The 18,014-nt window shown below is 66.3% G+C and carries 20 protein-coding genes; 13 read left to right on the plus strand and 7 right to left on the minus strand.

Annotated elements, in window-relative coordinates; genetic code table 11:
* Positions 1-97 precede the first annotated feature (97 nt).
* The 7 genes from pepF (at position 98) to FCF25_RS01195 (ending at position 6,738) form a co-directional block, all read left to right on the plus strand.
* The gene (gene pepF / locus FCF25_RS01165; protein WP_137047021.1) at positions 98-1,897 is read left to right on the plus strand and encodes an oligoendopeptidase F; all 1,800 of its coding nucleotides are present in this window, start codon (positions 98-100) and stop codon (positions 1,895-1,897) included.
* Positions 1,898-2,253: 356 nt separating this feature from the next.
* Complete coding sequence (locus FCF25_RS01170; RefSeq protein ID WP_254425874.1) at positions 2,254-2,442, plus strand: hypothetical protein; 189 nt, start codon at positions 2,254-2,256, stop codon at positions 2,440-2,442.
* 83 nt (positions 2,443-2,525) lie between these two features.
* Positions 2,526-3,509: an isocitrate lyase gene (aceA, locus tag FCF25_RS01175; RefSeq protein WP_232819757.1), complete on the plus strand. Its 984-nt coding sequence runs from the start codon at positions 2,526-2,528 to the stop codon at positions 3,507-3,509.
* Positions 3,510-4,421 (plus strand): CoA ester lyase, encoded by a 912-nt coding sequence (locus tag FCF25_RS01180; protein ID WP_137047023.1) that lies wholly within the window; start codon positions 3,510-3,512, stop codon positions 4,419-4,421. It begins immediately after the preceding gene.
* Positions 4,422-4,541: 120 nt separating this feature from the next.
* Positions 4,542-5,768 (plus strand): proteasome-activating nucleotidase, encoded by a 1,227-nt coding sequence (locus FCF25_RS01185; RefSeq protein ID WP_117594390.1) that lies wholly within the window; start codon positions 4,542-4,544, stop codon positions 5,766-5,768.
* A gap of 52 nt (positions 5,769-5,820) precedes the next feature.
* Positions 5,821-6,294: a pyruvoyl-dependent arginine decarboxylase gene (locus FCF25_RS01190; protein ID WP_117594391.1), complete on the plus strand. Its 474-nt coding sequence runs from the start codon at positions 5,821-5,823 to the stop codon at positions 6,292-6,294.
* Positions 6,295-6,354: 60 nt separating this feature from the next.
* On the plus strand, positions 6,355-6,738 hold the full coding sequence (locus FCF25_RS01195) for a DUF5811 family protein (RefSeq protein WP_137047024.1): 384 nt from the start codon (positions 6,355-6,357) through the stop codon (positions 6,736-6,738).
* A gap of 105 nt (positions 6,739-6,843) precedes the next feature.
* On the opposite strand, the gene FCF25_RS01200 is transcribed toward FCF25_RS01195, so the two are convergent.
* Positions 6,844-7,122, minus strand: coding sequence for a hypothetical protein (locus FCF25_RS01200; protein WP_137047025.1), 279 nt, complete (start codon positions 7,120-7,122; stop codon positions 6,844-6,846).
* A 157-nt stretch (positions 7,123-7,279) separates the two neighbouring features.
* Positions 7,280-9,082, minus strand: a complete 1,803-nt coding sequence (gene infB / locus FCF25_RS01205) for a translation initiation factor IF-2 (RefSeq protein WP_137047026.1) — start codon at positions 9,080-9,082, stop codon at positions 7,280-7,282.
* A 209-nt stretch (positions 9,083-9,291) separates the two neighbouring features.
* Between infB and FCF25_RS01210 the strand changes: the two genes are divergently transcribed.
* The gene (locus FCF25_RS01210; protein ID WP_117594395.1) at positions 9,292-9,540 is read left to right on the plus strand and encodes a PRC-barrel domain-containing protein; all 249 of its coding nucleotides are present in this window, start codon (positions 9,292-9,294) and stop codon (positions 9,538-9,540) included.
* Between the two features lie 4 nt (positions 9,541-9,544).
* A complete protein-coding gene (locus FCF25_RS01215; protein ID WP_117594396.1) occupies positions 9,545-10,003 on the plus strand; it encodes an NOB1 family endonuclease in 459 nt (152 codons plus the stop codon).
* 54 nt (positions 10,004-10,057) lie between these two features.
* Here FCF25_RS01215 and FCF25_RS01220 read toward each other — a convergent pair whose 3' ends face one another.
* Together FCF25_RS01220 and FCF25_RS01225 are read right to left on the minus strand one after the other, a co-directional pair.
* Entirely contained in the window at positions 10,058-10,813 is a 756-nt protein-coding gene (locus FCF25_RS01220) for a CPBP family intramembrane glutamic endopeptidase (RefSeq protein WP_137047027.1), read from the minus strand.
* An 87-nt stretch (positions 10,814-10,900) separates the two neighbouring features.
* Positions 10,901-12,187: a glucose-6-phosphate isomerase gene (locus FCF25_RS01225; protein WP_137047028.1), complete on the minus strand. Its 1,287-nt coding sequence runs from the start codon at positions 12,185-12,187 to the stop codon at positions 10,901-10,903.
* Between the two features lie 117 nt (positions 12,188-12,304).
* Here FCF25_RS01225 and FCF25_RS01230 point away from each other — a divergent pair, with 117 nt between their 5' ends.
* Both FCF25_RS01230 and FCF25_RS01235 read left to right on the plus strand, forming a co-directional pair.
* Complete coding sequence (locus tag FCF25_RS01230; RefSeq protein WP_137047029.1) at positions 12,305-12,817, plus strand: hypothetical protein; 513 nt, start codon at positions 12,305-12,307, stop codon at positions 12,815-12,817.
* A 91-nt stretch (positions 12,818-12,908) separates the two neighbouring features.
* Positions 12,909-13,385: a DUF5812 family protein gene (locus FCF25_RS01235; protein WP_117594400.1), complete on the plus strand. Its 477-nt coding sequence runs from the start codon at positions 12,909-12,911 to the stop codon at positions 13,383-13,385.
* Between the two features lie 111 nt (positions 13,386-13,496).
* On the opposite strand, the gene eif1A is transcribed toward FCF25_RS01235, so the two are convergent.
* Both eif1A and FCF25_RS01245 read right to left on the minus strand, forming a co-directional pair.
* Complete coding sequence (eif1A, locus tag FCF25_RS01240) at positions 13,497-13,781, minus strand: translation initiation factor eIF-1A (RefSeq protein ID WP_117594401.1); 285 nt, start codon at positions 13,779-13,781, stop codon at positions 13,497-13,499.
* Positions 13,782-13,918: 137 nt separating this feature from the next.
* Positions 13,919-14,347, minus strand: coding sequence for a hypothetical protein (locus FCF25_RS01245; protein WP_343192890.1), 429 nt, complete (start codon positions 14,345-14,347; stop codon positions 13,919-13,921).
* A gap of 79 nt (positions 14,348-14,426) precedes the next feature.
* Here FCF25_RS01245 and secF point away from each other — a divergent pair, with 79 nt between their 5' ends.
* Both secF and FCF25_RS01255 read left to right on the plus strand, forming a co-directional pair.
* Positions 14,427-15,317 carry a protein translocase subunit SecF gene (secF, locus tag FCF25_RS01250; protein WP_137047030.1) on the plus strand — a complete coding sequence of 297 codons (891 nt, stop codon included), beginning with the start codon at positions 14,427-14,429 and terminating at the stop codon, positions 15,315-15,317.
* A complete protein-coding gene (locus FCF25_RS01255; protein WP_117594403.1) occupies positions 15,317-16,918 on the plus strand; it encodes a preprotein translocase subunit SecD in 1,602 nt (533 codons plus the stop codon). The genes secF and FCF25_RS01255 overlap by 1 nt, the downstream gene beginning before the upstream one ends.
* Positions 16,919-17,200: 282 nt before the next feature.
* Here the strand turns inward: FCF25_RS01255 and rnhB are convergent, their stop codons facing one another.
* Positions 17,201-17,848 (minus strand): ribonuclease HII, encoded by a 648-nt coding sequence (rnhB, locus tag FCF25_RS01260; protein WP_137047031.1) that lies wholly within the window; start codon positions 17,846-17,848, stop codon positions 17,201-17,203.
* Positions 17,849-18,014 lie beyond the last annotated feature (166 nt).

The raw sequence follows: 18,014 nt of genomic DNA on the forward strand, positions 1-18,014 counted from the left end.
TCTCCCGTCCGGCGTTCCTGTCACCGAGAACTCCTCGGCAACTGTTGCCGTGTTTCGACTTGGCAAAGTTTACCCTCGCACCGGCTAACCTCCAACCATGAGTTCGGTTCCCGAACGCGGCGACATCGACGAGGAGTACAAGTGGGACCTGGAGAGCATCTACGCCTCCGACGACGACTGGAACGAGGCGTACGCGGACGTCGAGTCGCGCATCGACGACATCGCGGCCTACGAGGGTCGAGCGGCCGAGGACGCCGAGACGCTGTACGAACTGCTCGAACTGCTGGAATCGGTGATGCGCGACGTCTCGAAGGTCACCTCCTACGCGCAGCTCCGAGCCAGCGAGGACACCCGGAACCAGGAGTATCAGGCGCTGTCGGCGCGGGCGCAGTCGTTGGCGGCGAACGCTCAGAGCGCCGCCAGTTTCGTCGAACCTGAACTGCAGGAGCTCGACGAGGACGACGTGCGAGCGTACGTCGACGACGAACCCGCGCTCGCTGAGTACGAACACTACTTCGACGACGTGCTCCGGGCGAAGCCGCACACGCGCTCGAAGGAGGTCGAAGAACTGCTCGCGGACCTCTCGGAGGTGATGGGCGCGCCGAGCGACTTCTACTCGATGCTCGCCAACGCCGACCTGACGTTCCCGACGGTGGAAGACCCCGACGGCGACGAGATAGAGATCTCGCAGGGCAACTTCACGAAACTCCAGAAGCATCCGAACCGCGAGTTCCGAAAGGAGGTCCACGAGCAGTTCTACGACGAGTGGGAGGACGTCAGAAACTCGGTGGGTAGTTCGCTGAAAAACAGCGTCAAAGCCGACGTGAAACTTGCCGAAGCCCGTAACTACGACACCGCCCGCGAAGCGGCGCTCGACGGGCCGAACGTCCCCGTCGAGGTGTACGACAACCTCCTGGAGACGGTCCGCGACAACCTCGACAAACTCCACCGACACGCCGACCTGAAGCGGCAGGCGCTCGGCGTCGACGACCTCCAGATGTGGGACCTCTACATGTCGCTGACGGGCGAGGAGGGCCCCGAAATTAGCTACGAGCAAGCGAAGGAGTACGTCGTCGAGGCCGTCGCACCGCTCGGCGAGGAGTACCAACAGCGGATGGCCGAAGGATTAGAGGACCGCTGGGTCGACGTGTACGAGAACCGCGGTAAGCGCGCCGGGGCGTACTCCTCGGGCACGTACGACACCCAGCCGTTCATCATGATGAACTACCAGGACGACATCACCTCGATGTTCACCCTGGCGCACGAACTCGGCCACTCGATGCACTCCGAGCTGGCGAAGAACGAACAACCGTGGCAGTACGCCGACTACGAGATTTTCGTCGCCGAGGTGGCGAGCACGGTCAACGAGACGCTTCTCACCCACTACCTGCTCGAAAACGCCGAGAGCGACGAACTGCGCCGCCACGTCCTCGACGAGTACCTCGAACGGTTCCGCTCGACGCTGTACCGCCAGACGATGTTCGCCGACTTCGAACTCCAGATTCACGAGGCGGTCGAGGCGGGCGAACCGCTCACCCCCGACGCGTTCGACCAACTGTACGGTGACCTGAAAGCGGAGTTCTACGAACCCGCCGAGGTCGACGACCGCATCGCCCGCGAGTGGATGCGGATTCCCCACTTCTACTACAACTACTACGTCTACCAGTACAGCACGGGCATCAGCGCCGCCGTCGCCGTCGTCGAGCGCATCCTCGACGAGGGCGATGACGCCGCTGCCGACTACCGCGAGGCGCTCGCGATGGGCGGGAGCGCGTACCCGATGGAAGTACTGGAGACGGCGGGCGTCGACATGACCTCTCCGGAGCCTATCGAGGACGCGCTGGGCGTCTACGGCGACTACCTCGACCGCGTCGCCGAGTTGCTCGACCTCGAATAGCCGTCGCTCTGCTTTTTCCTCTCTGCTTTCGCTTCGATACTCTCGTGTTCTCGCCGAACCGTGTTAGATGATAACATCCATCACTTAGACACCTCTTACGCGAAATAAGCCATTAACAAATATTATCATTATCAATCATTACCTTTATTGCTCATTTCCCAGTCCCTCCTGATGCGGTGAATCAGCATGGCAGTACACGTACATCCCACGACCCGCACAGCGCCCGACTCTCGAACCGACAGCCGACCGATTCAGCGACCGAGACCACCCATATGACCTACACCGATCCGACGCGACGCGACCAGAATACGAGAACCGACCGCCGAACGCCGCAGACCACCATTCGAACCACTTCGATGCGACCTACTGAGAGCGAGGCGGACGCGCCGCTGGTCCCCTTCATCCAGACCGACGAGACGACCGACACGCGACGCGAGTTCCGGACCGAGTTGACGAGCCTGAAGCGTCAGATCACCCGGCTCGAACGCGCGCTGGACAGACAGGAGCGACAGACCGAGACGGCCCGACCGGAGGAACGCCGATGAGCCAGAACGGCGAGACGCCGCCGGGCGATAGTGACGAGCGGCCCACCGGCGACGCCATCACGACCCGCGACCTCGACAACCCGATGGGCCGCGAGTTCCGCCGAAAGCTGGACGAACAGCCGTACGTGTTCGCGCCCGGGCTCTACCACGCGCTCGACGCGCGCCTCGCCGAGATGACCGGTCACGACGCCGCCTACATGAGCGGCTACTCCACCGTGCTCGGCCAGTTCGGCTTCCCCGATTTGGAGATGGTGTCGATGACCGAGATGGTCGAGAACGCGAAGCGTATCGTCGACGCCTGCAACATCCCGGTCGTCGCCGACTGCGACACCGGCTACGGAGGGGTTCACAACGTCCGCCGGGCGGTCCGCGAGTACGAGAAGGCCGGGGCCGCCGCAATCCACATCGAGGACCAGACGACGCCGAAGCGCTGCGGCCACATCGCGGGCAAGCAGATCGTCTCCCGAGAGCAGGCCCGCGCGCGCTTCGAGGCCGCCGTCGACGCCAAGCAGTCCGAGGACACGGTCATCATCGCCCGGACCGACGCGTACGGTTCGGCGAACGGCGACTGGGAGGAACATCTCGAACGCGGGCGCATCTACGCCGACGCCGGCGTCGACATCGTCTGGCCGGAGATGCCCGACCCGAGTCGGGAAGACGCGATTCGCTACGCCGAGGAGATTCACGAGACCCACCCCGACCTGACGCTGGCGTTCAACTACTCGTCGTCGTTCGCGTGGTCCGAGGAGGACGACCCCCTCACGTTCGCCGAACTCGGCGAGTTGGGGTACGGTTACATCTTCATCACGCTGTTCGGCCTCCACTCGGGCGCACACGCCGTCTACGAGGACTTCCAGAAGTTGGCCGAGGACGGCGAGGAGGCGCAGTTCGACCTCGAATCGCGCTACCTCGGGCACCCGACCGAATCGCACCACGAACTCTCGTTCGTCGACCGGTATCAGGAGACCGAGATGCGCTTCGACGCCGAGGCCCGGTCGCGCATCGAGGAGTCGGCGGGCTACAGCGAGGAACAGACCGACCCCATCGGCACGGAGGGAGGCGATTAGATGCCCGACGTCACGCTGCGCCGGAGCCAGCTGGCGACGCCCGGCAGCGACCCGAAGATGATAGAGCGAGCGCCCGACTCCGGGGCCGACGAGGCGTTCCTCGACCTCGAAGACTCGGTCGCGCCGAACGAGAAGATCGACTCGCGCCGAAACGTCGTCGAGGGCCTCGTCGACTACGACTGGAGCGAGACGCGCCCGTGCTTCCGGATGAACGGCGTCGACACCCAGTGGTGGTACGACGACGTGATCGAGGTCGTCGGCGAGGCGGGCGAGTACCTCGACAGCATCATGGTGCCGATGGTCCACGACCCGGCCACGGTCAGAACGGTCGAGAACCTGCTCGCGCAGGTCGAGGCGAACAACGGCCTCCCGGTGGGCGAAATCGGGCTGCAGACCCAGATCGAGAGCGCCGAGGGGATGAACAACGCCCCCGAAATCGCCGCCGCGAGCGAGCGAATCGAGTCGCTCGTGTTCGGTCCCGGCGACTACACCGCCAGCGTCGGCGCAGCCGGACTCACCATCGGCAGCGGTGAGAACTACCCGGGCCACTACTGGCACTACCAGCTGGCTCGACTCGCCCACGCCGCGAAGGCACGGGGGCTCCAGCTCATCGACGGGCCGTTCGCCGACATCGAGGACACCGAGGGATTCCGCGACTCCTGTCGGCACGCGAGTCTGCTCGGCTGCGACGGCAAGTGGGCCATCCACCCGAGCCAAATCGAGCCGGCCAACGAGGTGTTCGCTCCCGACACCGAGGAGGCCGAGAAGGCGCGGCGCATCGTCGACGCCTACGAGACGGCGACCAGCGAGGGCCGCGGCGCGGTCTCCGTCGACGGCGAGATGGTCGACGAGGCGACGAACAAGATGGCGAAGAACGTCGTCGCCCGCGCCGAGCAGGCGGGCGTGCTCTAGCGTCGGCGGCGTTCGGAAACCCGACAGCTCTCGGCCGCTCGCCGGTTTTCGTGTAACTTCGCTGCCGAGTTTCGTGACCCAAAGGCCCATTTACGCGCATCCCCATGGTTCGGGTAGATAATGTCTCGGAGTCCCTCGCTCCCCGACCGCCCCCGGCTCGACCTCGACCCAGAGATGTCGGACGCCGAGCGGCTCGCCGCGATGCAGAAGCACTTCGCACGCATCGTCCAGGTCAACGAGGAGTTAGACGAACGGTTGACAGAAGCCGACGACCGGATGGGCGACCTCCAGTCGGAGGTCGACCAGTTGAAACGCCGCAACGACACCCTGAAGAAGGCGTCTCTGTACCTCGCGTCCGTCGAGGAGGTGACCGGCGACGGCGTCGTCATCAAACAGCACGGCAACAACCAGGAGGTGCTGACCGAGGTGTCGCCGCAACTGGAGAACAGACTGGAGGCGGGCGACCGCGTCGCCATCAACGACTCCTTCGCCGTCCAGCGAATCCTCGACGACGAGACCGACGCCCGAGCGCAGGCGATGGAGGTCGACGAGTCACCCGACGTCGCCTACGACGACATCGGCGGCATCGAGGAGCAGATTCGGGAGGTCAAAGAGGCCGTCGAGGACCCGCTGGCCTCGCCGGAACTGTTCGAGGAGGTCGGCGTCGACCCGCCGTCCGGCGTGCTCCTCTACGGCCCGCCGGGCACCGGCAAGACGATGCTCGCCAAAGCCGTCGCCAACCAGACCGACGCCACCTTCATCAAGATGGCCGGCTCCGAACTCGTCCAGAAGTTCATCGGCGAGGGGGCGCGACTGGTCCGCGACCTGTTCTCCCTGGCCGCCGAGCGCGAACCCGCCGTCATCTTCATCGACGAGATAGACGCCGTCGCCTCGAAACGGACGGACTCGAAGACCTCCGGCGACGCCGAGGTCCAGCGGACGATGATGCAGTTGCTCAGCGAGATGGACGGCTTCGAGGAGCGCGGCGACATCCGCATCATCGCGGCGACGAACCGCTTCGACATGCTCGACGAGGCCATCCTCCGACCGGGGCGGTTCGACCGCCTCATCGAGGTGCCGAAACCGAACGAGGAGGGCCGTCGGCGCATCCTCGAAATCCACACGAGTCGGATGAACGTCGCCGACGACGTGGACCTCGAAGCGCTCGCCGACGACCTCGACGGGTTCAGCGGCGCGGACATCGCCAGCCTCACCACCGAGGCGGGGATGTTCGCCATCCGCGACGAGCGCACCGAAGTGAGAATGGAGGACTTCGAGGACGCCCGCGAGAAACTCGTCGAGACCGACGACGACCCGGTCGGCGAGTTCACCGACTACCAGTACTAACCACCGACCTGTTTTCGCAAGCGCTTACTTCTCGCCGCCTCGTCTTCCGGTAATGAGCACGATTCGCGTCGTGAGCGGCGTCGCCACGGGCCCGACGCCGATGTCGTCGTACGACGCCGCCCTCGCCGAAGCGAACATCCACAACTACAACCTCGTCGCCGTCTCCTCCGTCGTCCCCGCCGACGCCGACGTGGAGTACGTCGGCACCGCACCCGACCTCGGCCCGGCCGGTGAACGGCTCACCGTCGTCGAGGCGCGCGCGACCGCCGCCGGACCGGGTCGCGTCTCGGCCGGCCTCGGATGGACGACCGGACCCGGACCGGGGCTGTTCTACGAGTCGGCGGGCGAGACCGACGCCGAGACCGTCCGCGAGCGGGTGACGGCCGGTCTCGACGCCGGGCGCGACCTCCGAGAGTGGACGTTCGAGGAGGAACGCGTCGAGGTCGCGTCCGCCGAGGCCGACTCGGGCGAGTACACGACGGCGCTCGTCGTCGCGGCCTACGGGGAGAGCGAACCGATTCTGTAGGTTTGCTCCTGCCGACGCCTTTTTAGTCGGTTACCGCCTAAAGCGGACGATTGAGTTAGTATGAACGGAAACACCCCCTTTGCGGGCGTTCCGGACGCCGTCGACACCGACCAGCCGAATTTGTCGACGGAGCTTACCGGCGACGAGCGCCAACAGCTCCGCCGAGCGGTCGCCAGCATCGTCGCCCAGACCCGCGAGTATCTCCCCGACGGCTACGCTATCGGCTCCGAGCTCTCCTACGACTCGAACGGTCCGCGAGCGACCGTCGCCGTCCACCCCCCGGCGGGCCACGCCGTCAGCGCCGGATTCACCCCCGACGTCGACGACCTCGAATCCGGCCTCGACGACGACGACCGCCGCGAGGTCGCCCGCGGACTCGCCGCGAGCGCCGCGATGCAGGCGATGGCCGCCGTCGGCGACGGCATGACGCCGACAGCGCGATAAACAGTCGTTCAGGTCTTCTCTCCGGTATCCCGACCGCCGAGAGCGTTCTCTCGGCTCGTCGGTCACGTCACAGGAGAGAGGACGCCGCGCGACGCCGCGTTTTCGCTACCGTCGATATCTGTCGTGGCTCTTCGCACGGCGTGCGCCGCCCGGCGGTCGGGTCGTCGGGTCGACCGGCGAATCGACAAACAACCCGTACCCTACCAGCGTCGCGGCGACGAGGCCGCCGAGTGCAGCACCGTGTGCGAGCGAGAGTGTCGACAGCAGTCCCGCGAGGAGGCCGGCCAACAGCAACGTCGGGATGAGTGCCAACAGCAGGTCGTAGCGCGAGACGCGCGTCGTCGGAACGGCGGTACTACCGGGTCTGTCGATTTTGACACTCATTACTCACCACCTCACGAGACAGTAACGGGAGCGGACTACTAAAATTTCACTTCACGTCACGCACTCGTGACCAACTGGGGGGTTCTGCGTAACGTACGAACCGTCACCGCCGCAGTCGTCACGTCTCGCCGGCTACTCGGCGGTCGATTCGACCGGTCTACTTCCCCCAGAACGGGTCGCGGCGGCGGTGTTTGTCGAGGTACCCCTGTAGCGCCTCCAACTCGTCGCCCGGAATCTCGCTCGACAGTTCCTGTTCGAGAATCTTCGCGTGTTTCTCGGGGAGTTCGACCCACAGTTCGTCGCCCTCGTCTATCTGGCGGCCGACCGTCGGGCCGTCGATAGCGACGCTGACGCGGTTGCCCGCGCGGACCTGTTTGACGTCCTCGCCCTGCTCTTGGATGCCCGAGAGTTGGCCGACTCGCGTCGGCTTGTCGCCGTCGAACTTCACGACGCGCATGTTGTTCTTCAGGGTCCCGGACATTATCTCGACGCCGACGACGGCGGGGTCGTTCTGACGGAACACGTGGTCCTGGAGGATGCGGAAGCGCGCCGGGCGGACGATCTTGTCGAGCACCGTTTCCTGCTGGGCGCGCTTGCGCTCGTCGACGAACGCCTCGTACTCCTCGATGAGTTGGTAGATGACGTCGTCGTCGAACAGCCGCACGTTACTGTGGTCGAGTTCGTCGTCGGCGTTCGGCAGCACGTCGACGTTGAACGCGAGGATGACCTTGTGCTCGTCCTCGCGGGCGGTTCCGGCGACGGCCACGTCTCGGGGGGCCACGTCGCCGACCTCCGCGCGGAGAATCGGAATTTCGGCCTCTTTCAGCGCGTTCGCCATCGCCTCCAGACTGCCGAGGGTGTCGGCTTTCACGACGACGCCCTCCTCTTCGGTGCTGACCTCTATCTCGGCGAGTTCGGCCTGGACGTCCTGAATCACGTCGTCGACGTCGCGGCTTCTGACGACGCGCACCGGGGCGCCCGCCATCGCCTCGTCGAGGTCGGGGGCGGCGATCTTCACACCCGCCGCGGCCTTCACTTCGTCGACGCGCTCGAAGCGTTTCTCGGTGCGAATCTCGGCGAGCGGTTGCGGTTGCAACAGCGCACGAATCTCGGTGACGATGGGGCCGTTGGTGCCGCCGACGACGATGGTGTCGCCCTCGCGGACGGTGCCGTCGTACAGCACCACGTCGAGCGTCGCGCCGAAGCCTCGCTCCTCCTTGACTTCGAGCACCGTCCCCGCGCCGGGACCGGCGATGTCGACGGCCATCTCGGCTTTCATGTACCGCTGGGAGAGGCCCATCAGGACGGCGAGCAGGTCGGGAATCCCCTCGCCGGTCATCGCCGAGACGGGGATGACGCCGACGTTGTTCTGGAAGTTCTGGACGCGCCAGTAGAGGTCAGCCGACAGCCCTTCGTCGGAGAGTTGGCCGATTATCTCGTAGAGGTTGGTGTCGAGCATCTGTCGCGCGCGGTCGCTCTGACCGTCGTACGACGGCTTGATGGGCGACCCCTCCTGCGGGTTCCACCCCGGCGTGGTGTCGACTTTGTTGGCGGCGACGACGAACGGCGTCCCCGTCCGCTTGAGGATGTCGAGCGCCTCGACGGTCTGCGGTTGGAAGCCGTCGTTCACGTCGACGACGAGGATGGCGATGTCGGCGAGCGCGCCGCCGCGCGAGCGAAGCGTCGAGAAGGAGTGGTGCCCCGGCGTGTCGATGAACAGCAAGCCGGGCAAATCGAAGTCGTCGGGGTCGACGAGGCTGCCGGCCATCGCCGACACGGTGTCGAGCGGCACGGCGGTGGCCCCGATGTGTTGGGTAATCGCCCCGGCCTCGCCCTCGCTGACGGCTGACCCGCGAATCTTGTCGAGGAGGCTGGTTTTCCCGTGGTCGACGTGACCCAGAACGGCGACGATGGGTGTGCGAAGCGTCTCGGCTTGTGGTGGCTGGTCCGTATCTGACATGAAAATCGCCCCGGAGAAGTTCTCTTATCCGTCGAATATCGGGGACCGAAGTTAAGTGTTTCAACTCCGTCTGACGGTGATTTCATCGACGGAGAGACACACGAAAAAGAGACGTTCGTCTCGGGTTGGACGTTCGACGCGGCGGGTCCCGACAGACGCTCGTCAGACGACCCCGTGGCGTTTATGTGACCGGACTCGAATAGGCGGCTATGGCCGACATACTCGCCGAGAACCTCTCGGGCAAAGCCGTCATGGGTTCGGACGGGACCGAACTCGGCATGCTGTACAACATCACGATGAACCACAAGACGGGCGCGCTCTCGGACCTGCTCGTCACCCCCGACGAGGAGGCGCTCGGCGTCGACACGGGGTCGTTCGACCGCGACGACGCGGGTCGCTTCCGAATCCCGGTCAGCCACGTCAAAGCGGTGAAAGATTACATCGTCGTCCAGCGCTAGGTAGATGCAAGTCCTCGATTCTTCGGCGTTCATCCACGAGTACCACACCGACGAGCAGACCGCTTCGATTCCCGACGTCCAGGCCGAGTTAGAGGGCGAACACGCCTTCCGCTTCGACGCGATGGAGGGCGCGGGGATGCACATCCACATCCCCGCGGAGGGTGCCGTCGAGACGATCGGCCGCGCCGCCACCGAGACCGGCGACGCCGACGTGCTCTCGGAAACCGACATGCGGCTGCTCGCCACCTCTTTCGAACTCGACGCGACGCTCGTCACCGACGACTACGCGATGCAGAACGTCGCCGAACACCTCGGCGTCTCGGTGAAGGTCATCGCCCGCGACGGCATCGACGAACAGCGCAACTGGCGGTTCCAGTGCGCCGGCTGCGGCCGCGAGTTCGACGAGAAACACGACCGCTGTCCCATCTGCGGGTCGGACCTCACCCGGAAGAACCCGGCGTAGCCGCGACGCCGACCGACTGCGTACCGTTCTCTACGCGCCGAGAAGTTCCGTGCTCTACGCGCCGGGAATCAGTCCGGTCGCGATAGCGTACTGGCCGAGGAACTGGTAGGAGTTGAACAGCCCGTGGACGACGGCGACCACGACGAGGTTCTCCGTTCGTTCGTACAACAGCGCGAGCACCGCCCCGAGGACGAAGATGACGGCGATGCTCGCGACTCTGCCGCCGCTGCTGCCGACGAGCGCCAGCCAGTGGGCGACGGCGAAGACGGCGCTGGCGACGACGACGGCGACGGCCGGTCCGTAGGTGCGGCGGAGTTTCTCCTGGACGATGCCGCGGAAGATGAGTTCCTCCATCGGGCCGACGAACAGCATCGTCACCGGAATCATGTAGAGGAAGTAGACGGGGTTCTGCTGGCCGGTCGTGATTACCTGGTTGGCCGCCACCTGAATCCCGAGTTGCTGGATGACGACGGAGACGCCGACGAGCGCGGAGACCAGAATCACGAGGCCGCCGACCATCCACCCGAAATCCCGAAGTCGGGGGACGCGCCAGCGGACGATGTGCCACTCGTTTCGTCGGCTCAGGTAGAGGTACGCCGCGATGCCGAACCCGACGTACTGCAGTGAGGCGAGCACGGCGCGTGGTAGGGGTGTCTGCGTCGACACGCCGAGGAGTTGGAGCAACAAGACGCCGACGAGCGAGACGGCGATACCCACGGCGAACGCACCGGCGACGACGAAGACGACGTTCGCTGCGGCCTGTAGATGCGTCTGTGATCGAGAGGTCTGCGGGGATGGGTCTGACTGCATCTGCTCGTCGTACCTACTCGCCGACGCCGAATAGATGCACCGGTCGGGGATGCCGCCCCGAGGCGGAGCGAAGACCGAGAAGACCGCCTACTCGATTTCCAGTCGCGTCTTGTCGCTCACCGCGTCGGCCTCCTCGAAGTCGCCGCCGCCCAGCAGTCCGCGAGCGGCGCGCTTGCCCCACTCGACGGCGGGCTGGGTGAACGTCGAGACGTTCTCAAGTTCGCCGTACAGCACGCAGGCGGCCTCCATCCCGTAGAGCAACTCGCCGACGCCGCGCTCGTCGACGCGGTCGAGTTCGACTCGGACGTTGGGCTGGCCCGCCGCGGCGAGACTCGCCTCCGTCGCCTCGAACTCCGCGTCGAGCAGTTCGCCGAGCGTCGAGCCGCCGAGGTACGACAGCCCCTCTAACTCGGTCTCGGGAATCGGCCGGTCCTCGCGTTCGCGCGGACGGACGAGCGTGACCAGTTTGTCGTGACGTCCCGCCCGATACAGTTGGAGTTGCGAGTGCTGGTCGGTCGCGCCGAGCGCGCGCGCGGGCGTCTGGCCGACGCCCTCCTTGCCCAGGCTCTCGGCCCACAGTTGCGCGAACCACTCGGCGAAGTACTCCAACGACTCCGCGTAGGGCATCATCGCGTTGACCGTCGCGCCGCGGCGGTCGAGCGCGTATGCGGCCGCGCCGTAGGCGTACGCGGGAGAATCGAACAGCGACCCCGAGAGTCGGTCGGCTTCGTCGCCCGCGCCAGCGAGAATCGCGTCGAGGTCGTGGCCCTGAATCGCCGCGCAGGCGAGGCCGACGGTGGAGAGCGCCGAGAACCGGCCCGGAACGCCGTCGGGCACCTTCAGTGCGGGCAGGTCGTGTTTCTCGGCCAACTCGCGGAGGTTGCCTTCCTCGCCCGTGGTGACGAACGTCCGGTCGGTCCAGTCGACGCCCGCCGACTCCATCGCGTCGCGGACGACGAGGAAGTTCGCCAGCGTCTCGGCCGTCGTGCCGGAGCGAGAGACGACGTTGACCGCCGTTTCGTCCAGCGGCAGGGAGTCCAACAGCGCGGTCGTCGCCTCGGGGTCGACGTTGTCGAGGAAGTGCGCCTCGACGTCGCCGCCGAGCGCCTCCGACACCGTTGCTGCGCCGAGGGCGCTGCCGCCGATGCCGACGGTGAGGACGGCCTCTGCGTCGCCGAACGGTTCGACCGCGGTACGAATCTCGTCGGGGTCGGTCGTCTCCGGGAGATTCAGCGCCGCGTAGCCGTGTTCGGCGTCGGCGCGACCCTGCTCGATGCGCTCGTGGGCGTCGGCGACGCGCTCGTCGAGGCGCTCCAACTGCTCGCGGCTCAGTCCGGGCGTCGAATCGAGGACGTTGCCGAGGTCGACGTACATGGCCGAACGCGCGCGCGCCGACACCAAAGGCGTTGTCTTCACCCGCGACGCCTTCGAGGTGGTATCGACCGACTCCGGACCAATCGGCTTAATCGCCCCCGGTCCCAAGCGCCGACGATGGCCGACGGTTACAACGGCGTCTTCGGCGCGTTCCCGTACGCCCTGACGCACTCGACCTCGTGGCTGTTCCGCCTCTACGTCGCCGTGAGCGCGCTCGTCGCGCTGTTTCTCACGCTCGTCGTCGCGATGGGACTCGTCGTCCTCATCGCCAACACGGCGGATTTCGGCGGCGGACAGCTGACGCTCTCGCGGTCGTTCTACGCCGTCGTCGGACTGCTCCTCGTCGCGCCGATTCTCGCGCCGACCCTGTTCGTCGCCCGACGACACCGACGCGAGGAGACCCGAGAGCACGAACACTACGATTTCGCACTCGGACTCGCGGGGTTCGTCTTCCTCACCTCGCTGTACGTCGGCGCGGTGATCACCGTCCCGCCGGACCTGCAGACGCCGGTCACCGGCCCGCTCGCGCCGCTCGTCGAACTCCTCTACGGACTCCCGCAGGTGGCCGGGTTGGTCCCGCCGCTCTCGGCGGCGCTTTTCATCTTCGGCCTCCACCGTCGGCTCCGGTGACGCGGCGAGCGTCTCCGGTCGACTCTGTCACGACGCCGCACACCGCCGAGACGACGAAACCGAAAAACGTCGCGGCGACTTATCGCTGGGCATGAGTAACGACGAATCGAAGGAAGGGACGTTTCTCGTCACCGCCGCCGACGACGAGACGGCCGTGTTGAAAGACGTCGAGGACGGGCAGGTCCACGCGCTGGCGTCGAACCCCGGCGTCGAACGACACGACGCCGTCGAGGGCGTCGTCGCGCCAGACCCGCCGATGAACGTCACGTGGCAACTCGTAGAGGTAAAATCGCGTCGCCCGCTCCGAATCGAGGAGAGCGACGAGTCGCCGACGACGATGGCCCGCGACGTCGCCGCCGACCAGCCGACGGGCGAACTCACCCGCCGCGAACGCGCCGGTACCGGCGAGATTCACGTGGTTACGGTCCCCGAGGAGACGACGGAGCAGGCCGTCGCCGACGTGCTCGACGACGAGGAGGGACTGCTGTCGCGGGCGGCGAGACTCGGCGTGAATCGGGTCGAGATACGCTCGTCGCCCGGCGTCGTCGTCGTCCGGTACATGCCGTGACGGCGTCGCGCGAACGGAGACGCGTCGCTCGTCGGGTTTCGAAAATGCCGAGAACGTCACGTCGGCGACAGTTGCGCATCGACGGCTCGCCGCGCCGTCCGGAGAAATCGATTACTGGATGTGGCCTTCTTGGCGGAGCTGCTCGGCGTCCTGGTCGGTGTAGCGCCACTCGATGTTGGCCTTCTCGTCCTGCCAGTCCCACGGTTCGACGAGGACGACGTCGCCCTCGTTGATCCACGTGCGGTACTTCATGCGGCCGGGAATCCGGCCCATGCGCTCTTTGCCGTCGTTGCAGCGGACGCGGACGTGGTTGCCACCGTTGTGCTCGGTGACGACCGCGAACAGCTCGTCGTCGTTGGGCATTCGAAGGTTTCGACGCCCGGTTTCTTCGCTCATAGCTTAAGAAGGATACGGAGACGGTTAAGACGTTTGGGGTCCGCGTTAGCGGATGTCACAGCGTGCCACGAGCGACGCGCGACTCCGTCAGTTGGGCGACCACAGCGCTCACCTCGTCGGTTGGGCGGCCGCAGCGCTCACCCCGTCGGCCCCGCTTTACTCTGCACGCGCCATCCGCCCTCCATCGTCTCGTCGCGTTCTGTGTACGCCACCTCCGTCTCGTCGCCGACGAACTCGCCGCCCTCGACGGCTTCGACGCGGAACGGGACGTCGAGACTGTCGCCGCAACAGCCGACGTCGACGAACGTCTCGAACGTGTCGCCGACGGCGGCCGCATCGAGTTTTCGCCGGAGGTAGCCCCGGTATCGGTCGGACGAAATCTGGTCGCGACCCCAGTCGCTGAGGTTCTTCGGGTGCGAGAGGACGACCCGCGTCGCGGTTCGTCGACCGTTCTCGTCTTCCGTCTGGTTGTTTCCGTCGTCCGTCCGGCTGTTTCCGTCGCCCGTCCGGCTGTTCCCGCCGTCCGTCCGGCGGTTTCCGTCGTCCGTGTGGGTGGGTTCGGCCATCGAGAGCCGTACGTGACCGACGCACAAGAGCGCACGGGAATTTAAGAAGGCTTATTCGACGCGCTGACTACCGCCCCGCATGGTCGCATTCGACGTACCGGAGGTCGATTACACCCGGTACACGAATCGCCAACTCGCGGCGGTTCCGCTCGCCGTCCTCGCGCTCGCGCTTCTCGTCATCGCGGTCACGTTCGCGACGACAGGCGCGCCCGTGGCGCTCGGAACCGAGTTCTCCGGCGGAACGGAGGTGCGACTCGCCGTCGACGCGCCCGACGGACAGGCCGAACAGGTCATCCAGCGGGCGTTCGACGCGGACATCGAGTCGATTCAGTCCGTCCCCTCCGACGGGACGTACGTCGTCACCTTCGGCCCCGGCACGGACCCCGCGCAGTTGGAACAGACGGTAGAGAACCCGCCGAACGACGCGGCCCAACAGCTCGAAATCGAGAGTTTATCGACGGTGTCTGCGAGCTTCGCCGGCGATTCACAGCAACTCGCGCTCGGCGGCATCGCCGTCGCGTTCGTCGGGATGAGTCTCGTCGTCTTCGCGCTGTTTCGGACGTTCGTCCCCTCCATCGCCGTCGTCGTCTCGGCGTTCTCCGACGTGGTCATCCCGGTGGCGATGATGAACGCACTCGGCATCGAACTGTCGCTCGGGACCGTCGCCGCGCTGTTGATGCTCATCGGGTACAGCGTCGACTCCGACATCCTCCTGAACGACCACATCCTGCGGCGGTCGGGCGACTTCTACGAGTCGACGTACCGCGCGATGCGGACGGGTGTCACGATGACGCTCACGTCGCTGGCGGCGATGGTCGTCATGACTATCACGGCGACGTTGTTCGGCATCCAACTGCTGTCGGCTATCGGCATCATCCTCGTGTTCGGGCTCACCGCCGACCTGATGAACACGTACCTGCTGAACCTGAGTCTGCTTCGCTGGTACAAGTTCGAGGGGGTGAAGCGCTGATGGGCGCGCTCCGCGACAACTGGCGCGTCATCCTCCTCGTCGTCCTCCTCGCGGCGAGTATGGTCGCGCTGTTCGGCCCCGCCGGCGGGGCCGCCGGAGGCGACGGCGGCAACGAGACCGTCGGTAACGATACCGTCGCCGGAGCCAGCGACGGGCCGACGAACCTCGTCTACGGGCTGGACCTCTCCGGCGGGACGCGCATCCGCGCGCCGCTCGTCGGCGTCACCGCCGAGGAGGTCGAGTTCGAGAACGACTCCACGCCGCAGGTGAGCCGAAACGTCGCCGACGAACTCGACGGCGTCGACGTCACCGACGTGACGGTTCGTCAGCCGACGCAGGACCGTCCGGCGACCGTCGAGGTCACGACCCGAAACGTCACGACCGACGACCTCGCCGCGGCGCTCGACGCTGCGGGCTACGAGTACGGCGACGTCCGCGACGGCGTCACCGAGGAGACGCGCGAGCAGACCGTCGACGTCATCAGCAACAAGATCAACCAGGCGGGGCTCTCCGGGGGCTCCGCGCGGGTCGTCTCTACGTCGACCGGCGACTACTTCGTCCTCATCGAAGTGCCGAACGAGCAGCGCTCCGACGTGCTCGACCTCGTCAGCCAGCAGGGGCAGGTACAGGTCGAGGCTTACTACCCCGACGAAGGGAACGGCTCGACCGAGTACCGCCGCGAACTGGTGCTCGAACAGGGCGACTTCCAGGACATCGGCAACGCCGAGCAGGGTCAGGGCAGCACGCCGCCGAACGTGCCCGTCGTGATCCGCGAGTCCGAAGCGCCCGAGTTCCAAGAGAAGATGGTCGAGACGGGCGTCGCCGGCAACGGCGGCTCCGCCTGCACGTACGACGAGAACCCCAACGGCACCCAGCCGTGTCTGTTGACCGTCGTGGACGGCGAGGTAATCTACTCCGCCGGAATGAGTCCGGGTCTCGCACAGGACATGCAGAGCGGTCAGTGGGAGAACAACCCGCAGTTCGTCCTCCAGACGGCGAACTACTCGGAGGCGCAGCAGCTCTCTATCAACCTCCGCGCCGGCGCGCTCCCCGCGCCGCTGGACATCGGTCCGGGCGGCGAGGGGACCTCGTCGTACATCTCGCCGACGCAGGGTGAGAACTTCCGCATCAACTCGCTCATCACGGGCATCATCGCCGTCCTCGCCGTCAGCGGCGTGGTCTTCTTCCGTTACGGCTCCGCGCGCGTCGCCGCGCCGATGGTGTTGACCGCGCTCTCGGAGGTCGTCATCCTGCTCGGCGCGGCCGCGTGGCTCGGCTACCCGCTGGACCTGGCGGTCATCGGCGGATTCATCGCCGTCATCGGGACGGGGGTGGACGACCTCATCATCATCGCCGACGAGGTGATGGCCGAAGGTGACGTCCGCTCTCGAAAGGTGTTCCAGTCGCGGTTCAAGAAGGCGTTCTGGGTCATCGGCGCGGCCGCCGCGACGACCATCATCGCCATGAGTCCGCTCGCCGTGCTGTCGCTCGGCGACCTCCGCGGCTTCGCCATCTTCACCATCCTCGGTGTGCTCGTCGGGGTCATCGTCACCCGTCCGGCCTACGGTGACATCCTGCGGTCGCTTCTGACCGACCGCTGAACGGGTTCCGACGCCCAGATTTCTCTCGGTTTTCTCGCCTTTCACCCGGTTTCGAGGCGGTTCTCGCCTGAACGTCTGATTCGACGCGACTTTTCGCCCCCTCGTCCGACTCGAATCCTATACGCACAAGGCGGTGGACGTAGAACCGGTGGATATGCACCTACCATCGCTCGGCACACCGGAAGGCGCGTTCGACTACCTGATGATCGTCCTCCTGGCAACGACCGTCTTCTTCGGCCTGTTCTTCGGCGCGCTCGAACTCGGCGTGTTCTGACTCGTCCGTCAGAACTCAGACAGCGCCGACTGCTCGGCGGCCGCTAGCACGTCGGCACAGGTCTGCCAGGACGCCCGCGCACAGTCGGGGAGCGCGCCGTGTTCGCGGACGTACTCCCGCAGGAACGTTCGCGTCGTCGGGTCGCTCGGATAGCCGCTGCCGACTTCGCCGTACTCGTCGGCGATGGCGGCCACGCGGGCGTCGCGTTCGACTTTGGCGACGACGCTCGCGGCGCTGACGACCGGGTGAGCCTCGTCGGCGCGGTGTTCGGACCGCACGTCGATGGTTCGACCGTCGGCTTCGACGGCCGTTCGAACCCGGCGACCGAACCGCGCTTCGTCCACGTCGCCCGCGTCGACGACGGCGACGTCGCCGTTCTCGGCGGCGGCGGCGAGCGCCTCCGCCTGCGCGGCGACGGTCAAGCCGTTCATGTCCGTCTCCGGGTCGTCGATGCGCGCGGGGGTGACGACGGCGACGCCGACGGTCACCGCCGAATCCTCGCGGAGTCGCGCCGCGAGCGACTCCCGCCTCGCGGGCGAGAGCCGCTTCGAATCGTCGAGTCCGTCCGGCAGCGCCGCCGAGGGTGCGCGAACCGCCGCCGCGACCATCGGCCCCAGTACCGGACCCTTCCCCGCCTCGTCGGCACCGAGTTGCATGGTCGCGCCTCTCGCGGCGAACGCTAAGGTGTTTCCGTCCGCGTCGGTCACCTGTCCGCGTCTCGCGAGATACGACAGATACGGAAACTGTGTCAGTGAGTGAGTGGTATGACAATAATTTATTATGTCGCTGTCGTAGGAGGCCCCGCGGGAGGCGAGGTGTGTC

The organism is Haloprofundus sp. MHR1 (assembly GCF_005155585.1).
In the GTDB taxonomy this organism is placed as follows: domain Archaea; phylum Halobacteriota; class Halobacteria; order Halobacteriales; family Haloferacaceae; genus Haloprofundus; species Haloprofundus halophilus.